We start from the raw sequence: 5,694 nt of genomic DNA on the forward strand, positions 1-5,694 counted from the left end.
TCAGACTTATCGTAACTTCAGATGATGATGTCGACACATATGAGGGACAGGTAACGGCACTCGGTTCTCTAGATGTAAACTTATTTGTGGCGGGTGGTACCGATGGTAAAATATTGCAACTACCCGGCAATCGGAGAATAGTTAGTAATGTAGGTGCAGTATATGGTCTGGAGTATGACTCCATAAATGAACTAATATACTACACCGATGCGAGTGAAGGAACGCTGGTAAGAATCAAAACTGATGGTTCAGAGCCAGAGATTCTCATGAATAATTTGGTGAACCCTAGAGACATTGCTATTAACTCTACATCAAAAAAAGTATATGTGGTCGATAAGGATACTCATACAATATACGAGTACGATGTAAATGCTGAAAGTTCTTCAGTTTTATTCGATCACTCAAGTAATGGTTTAGGTCAAAAACCAATTGGTATCGACTACTACGACAAAACTCTATATGTCACTTGTGTTGAAGTTGATGATGAATCAATATGGGTTGGTGATGAAAATGGCACATCGATTACAAAAATCATTGATTACAGTGATGGTGGTTACGGATACGCTATTGCGGTAGATAAAATCAATGAAAAAATATATTTTGACGACTTTGATTCTCGTAATATTCTCAGAGCGAATTTAGATGGAACTAATATTGAAACTGTAGTTCCAACTGTAGATGAAGTATTCGGAATAGTAATTGACAATGCTAATGGAAAGATCTATTGGTCTGACAGCGGTGATGGTCTTATCAAAAAGGCAAATTTGGACGGAAGTGATATTGTACCTGTATCAATTTCGTTACCAGACCCACTAGGAATATTCTTTATTCCATAAAGATCCTGTTTTGGTTTACAGGTTGTTTATTTGCAGAGGCGCTGGCTATGGTCAGCGTCTCTTTCATAAAATCACATGACTATGAAATTTATTTTAACAATCCTTTCTTTCATTATCAGCTTTTCAGCGATCAGCCAGGATCAGGGCAAATTATTTATTATTGGAGGTGGCAAAAGGCCTCAACCGATGATCGAAAGACTAGTGCAAGAAGCTGGCATCGCTCAAGGTGGCTATGGTATTATTTTACCCATGTCTAGCTCAGAGCCCGACTCTTCTGCATGGTATGCCAGACAGCAGTTTTTGGCCATCGATATTGAAAATGTTACTGGCATGAATTTCAATAAAGGAGATAAACCAACCTCAGCTCAGTTAGATTCCATAAAAAATGCCCAACTCATTTACATCTCAGGAGGAGACCAAAACAAATTTATGGACATTATTCAAGACACAGGCATAAAAGAAGCTATTCATCAAGCCTATAAAAATGGCTCTATCATAGCAGGCACAAGTGCCGGGGCAGCCGTAATGAGCAAAAAAATGATCACAGGTAATGAGCTCAAGCACCCAGATTACTCATCTACTTTTAGAAACATTGAAGCCGATAATATCGAAATTGCCGAAGGTCTCGGATTAGTAACAGGTATAATCATTGATCAGCATTTTGTGAAAAGAAGTCGCTACAATCGGTTGCTGAGTGCAGCCATAGAATACCCTGATCATACAGGTATAGGCGTTGATGAATCTACTGCAGTTATCTATGATGGAGTGAATTTCGAAGTGGTTGGAAACTCTCAGGTGGTAGTTTTTAGAAACCCGAAAAATTCTTTAACAAAATCGGATGATCTTCTTGGCGCAAGAAATCTATCAATTGATATATTTTTACCTGGAGATACATTTACCACTGATTAGCGGTAAATATTTATCTCTATTTTATCGGGCGTAGCTACACCTCTATACATTCCTTCTGAGTTAAATGTTAAGCTGGCATTACCTTCAGCATCTACTCCAATTATACCACCTTCCCCACCAAGTGCAGTCATTTTTTGATTGATTACAATATCAGAGGCTTCCTGAAGGCTCAGTCCTTTGTATTCCATTAAACAAGAAATGTCGTGAGCAACTACACCTCTAAGAAAAAACTCACCATAACCTGTACACGATATGGCGCACGTTTTATTGTTGGCATACAAACCTGAGCCAATAACAGCGCTATCTCCCAATCTACCAAACTGTTTGTTCGTAAGTCCACCAGTAGAAGTTGCCGCGGCAAGGTTGCCATCAATATCTAAAGCTACTGCTCCAACTGTACCAAATTTTTTATCATCGCTATGATCTAGTTTCATGTCATCAGTATTTCGTGCTGCTTTCCATTGGTTATAGCGCATGACAGAGTAGAAATAGTCATCCTCCTCTTTTTCTATAGCATGACTACTTGCAAAATCATGGGCGTCTTTACCCGCCAAAAATACGATAGAGTCATCTTCCAGAATTTTTCTACACAGCCTTACAGGATTCTTTATGTTTCTTATATTTCCGACTGCCCCGGCATTTAGTGTTTGACCGCACATTATAGATGCCTCCATTTCGTGCTTCCCTTTAGAAGTAAAAACAGCACCTTTTCCAGCATTAAATAAGTCACAATCCTCTAAAACCACCACCGATTGCTCAACAGCATCGAGTGCAGAACCTCCTTCATTTAAAATTTTGGTACCACTTATCAGTGATTTTTTTAGCGCAGCCTTGTACTGTTTCTCCTGTTGTGCAGACATATTTTCTCGCAAAATAGTACCCGCCCCGCCATGTATAGCGATTGTATATTTATTCCTCATAAGATTTATAGACTATATTAAAACTCAATAATTTTAAATTATCAAGCTTTCTAACAATCAAAAATAGGCTGGAGGTGCAAAAGGTTAAGTGGCTTAAAAGACAGGTGAACTTGGGTAATTAACCCCTGGTAAAATTCTACTGACAGAAATCGACCACTTTTTTGCATATATCAATAATATCACTTTTTTTGCTATCTGGCAATTAGATTTTTTTTAACATAAGTAATAAATATGAAAAACTTTTTACTCACTATCTCTCTGGTCTCATTTTTTGGTTTTACCTCTATTGCTCAGTCATACCAAGGTGACAGCTGGAGCAAAGTACGTGCTTCTGGTAGTGGCACACTGGCTTGTGTTTATTATCCAACTCCCGGTCTTGTTTATGAAGAAAACGGACAGGTAAAAGGTGTTTGTGTTGATATCATCAATGATTTTAAAAAATTTGTAAAAGACAAATACGGAAAAACTATAAATGTAAAGTTTGTAGGTAAAGAAACCGTTTGGACTAACTTCCTGACAAAAACATTGAATGGATCAAATGTATTGGGCGTAGCCAACGTAACTATCACTCCTGAGAGAAAGAAAAAGATGAAGTTTTCTCCTCCATTTATGACGAACCCTCTTATTTTCCTTACCCATAGCTCGGCACCTTCAATTTCTTCGCCAGATCAAATTGCAGAAAAACTTGCCGGTTATACACCATTGGTGATAAAAGGAAGTACACATGTGCCGGTAATGAAGCAATTGCAAAGCAGTTATTTTCCAGGTCAGCAGATAAAATACACTAACTCAGGCATAGAAACATTACAGCAAATTCAAGCCAATAAGAAGACATTCAGCATTTTAGATTTCACTGAGTATTTTGATGCTGTAAGAAACAAAATGCCATTAAAAAGACAGAATATCGATATAGAAGGTCCACAAGAAGAGTTGGGTTTTATCATGCCGATGAACTCAGACTGGCAACCTTTATGGGAAGAGTTCTTGTCTCCCGCATACAAGCAAAGTGTTACTTACAAAAAGATCGTAGCCAACAACTTAGGAAATGCATTTTTAGGCATGTTGAAGTGATAACTCAAATACCAACAAAAAAAGGTGTCTAAATTAGACACCTTTTTTTATGACTTATCTTTTAATAGGCTCTTACCAAATTGCCTTCCATATAATTTACAAAAGACTGATTTGCTACACGCATACCTCCTGGTGTGGGGAAATTACCAGTAAAATACCAATCACCGGCATGATTAGGGCAAGCAATGTGAAGGTTGTCAACCGTTTGGTAGATAACATCCAACTCTGCCTGCATGATATCAGGCTTTACAATCTCAGCTACTTTGGCTGAAATCTGCTCATAATCAAACATGTTGTAGAGCTCATTTACATAATTAACTGGCTCTTTATTTTCTAAGGCTATTTTACACTTTTGGTAAACCTCATCAAGCATATACTCTTTACCGTGCTCTTCAAGTAGTGCCACCATTGCTCTAAAAACAACAAATTCATTCATTTTAGACATATCGATACCATAGCAGTCTGGAAAACGAATTTGAGGGGCTGAAGAAACAATCACAACTTTTTTGGGCTCCAGGCGACTGACCATAGTGAGAATACTCTTCTCCAGGGTTGTACCTCTTACAATCGAGTCGTCAACAATTACGAGCGTATCGATCTTTTTACGGATAACCTCATAAGTTGTATCATACACGTGAGCCACCATTTCATCACGATGGTCATCATCGGTTATAAAAGTACGTAGTTTGGCATCCTTCAAAACAAGCTTTTCTACACGCGGCCTAAATGAAAGAAAATCTTCCATCGACCCGACATGAGGTTTGCCTTCAAGCACTACCTCTTTACGCTTAGCACTTAGGTAGTCTTCCATGCCCTCCATCATACCCAGAAATGAAGTCTCAGCTGTATTTGGTATATAGCTGAATACAGTATTTTTTAGGTCAAAATTGATAGATTTAAGTATCTGAGGCACCAGCAACATTCCGAGCTTTTTACGCTCGTGGTAAATATCAGGGTCAGTACCTCTCGAGAAATAAATGCGCTCGAAACTGCAAGATGTTTTCTTCAACGGCTGCCTGAATTGATATTGATCAAACTCTCCGTTTTTCTTTATTATCAGCGCGTGCCCAGGCTTTATTTCTTCAATTTGGTTGTAATCTACATTGAAGGCAGTTTTTATAGCTGGTTTTTCTGAAGCAACTACAATCACCTCATCGTCTGCATAATAATACGCAGGCCTGATTCCGCTAGGGTCTCTCGCGACAAATGCATCTCCATGGCCAACCATACCAGCCATTGCATATCCTCCATCAAAATCTTTACAAGCTCTGCTTAGTACACGCTGCAAATTAAGCTCGCTTTCGATAACCTCAGTTATCTCCTGATTGGAGTATTTATCTTTATACTTTCTGAAAATTTCGTTGTTTTCTTCATCGAGAAAGTGACCTATTTTTTCCATTACGGTCACTGTATCCACCTTTTCTTTTGGGTGCTGGCCAAGCTTTACGAGTATATCAAATAGCTCATCTACATTGGTCATGTTAAAGTTACCGGCTACCACAAGGTTTCTACTTCTCCAGTTGTTTTGTCTTAAAAACGGATGACAATTTTCAATACTGTTTTTACCATGTGTACCATATCGCAGATGTCCTAGCCAAACCTCACCGGTAAAAGCACAGTTCTCTTTGGCCCAGCGCTCATCATAAAACATGTCTCCGCCTTCTTTTACGGCTTTGCGATATTTCTTTCCGATCTTCTCAAAAATCCATTTAATCGGATCAGGACCAACAGATCTGTATCTGCTGATGTATCTGTAACCAGGCTTTTGATCGATCTTAATATTTGCAACACCAACACCATCCTGGCCTCGATTGTGTTGCTTTTCCATAAGAATGTACATCTTATTGGCAGCATAGGCAGGCGACCCATACTTTTCTATGTAGTAAGAAAGTGGCTTGCGAAGCCTAATCATTGCTATACCACACTCATGTTTTATACTCTCGCTCATGCTCCGTAAT

At 38.7% G+C, this 5,694-nt stretch carries 5 protein-coding genes; 3 read left to right on the forward strand and 2 right to left on the reverse strand.

Translation table 11 applies throughout. The annotated features are described in order from the left end of the window. Positions 1-836: NHL repeat-containing protein (locus E1176_RS07440; protein WP_155209975.1), on the forward strand; the 836-nt coding region annotated here is incomplete at its 5' end. Between the two features lie 81 nt (positions 837-917). Continuing rightward, positions 918-1,745 carry a cyanophycinase gene (locus E1176_RS07445; RefSeq protein ID WP_155209976.1) on the forward strand — a complete coding sequence of 276 codons (828 nt, stop codon included), beginning with the start codon at positions 918-920 and terminating at the stop codon, positions 1,743-1,745. On the opposite strand, the gene E1176_RS07450 is transcribed toward E1176_RS07445, so the two are convergent. Continuing rightward, positions 1,742-2,665 (reverse strand): isoaspartyl peptidase/L-asparaginase family protein, encoded by a 924-nt coding sequence (locus E1176_RS07450; RefSeq protein WP_155209977.1) that lies wholly within the window; start codon positions 2,663-2,665, stop codon positions 1,742-1,744. The genes E1176_RS07445 and E1176_RS07450 overlap by 4 nt on opposite strands. Before the next feature lie 231 nt (positions 2,666-2,896). On the opposite strand from E1176_RS07450, the gene E1176_RS07455 reads away from it, so the two are divergent. Next, positions 2,897-3,736, forward strand: coding sequence for a substrate-binding periplasmic protein (locus tag E1176_RS07455; protein ID WP_155209978.1), 840 nt, complete (start codon positions 2,897-2,899; stop codon positions 3,734-3,736). 61 nt (positions 3,737-3,797) lie between these two features. On the opposite strand, the gene E1176_RS07460 is transcribed toward E1176_RS07455, so the two are convergent. Next, positions 3,798-5,684, reverse strand: coding sequence for an amidophosphoribosyltransferase (locus E1176_RS07460; RefSeq protein WP_155209979.1), 1,887 nt, complete (start codon positions 5,682-5,684; stop codon positions 3,798-3,800). Positions 5,685-5,694 lie beyond the last annotated feature (10 nt).

Source organism: Fulvivirga aurantia (assembly GCF_009711475.1).
In the GTDB taxonomy this organism is placed as follows: Bacteria; Bacteroidota; Bacteroidia; order Cytophagales; family Cyclobacteriaceae; genus Fulvivirga; species Fulvivirga aurantia.

Excerpts from the sequence above, each read along its gene's own strand:
- E1176_RS07445 (WP_155209976.1), top strand. The coding sequence starts at position 918 with ATGAAATTTATTTTAACAATCCTTTCTTTCATTATCAGCTTTTCAGCG.
- E1176_RS07450 (WP_155209977.1), bottom strand. The coding sequence starts at position 2,665 with ATGAGGAATAAATATACAATCGCTATACATGGCGGGGCGGGTACTATT.
- E1176_RS07455 (WP_155209978.1), top strand. The coding sequence starts at position 2,897 with ATGAAAAACTTTTTACTCACTATCTCTCTGGTCTCATTTTTTGGTTTT.
- E1176_RS07460 (WP_155209979.1), bottom strand. The coding sequence starts at position 5,684 with ATGAGCGAGAGTATAAAACATGAGTGTGGTATAGCAATGATTAGGCTT.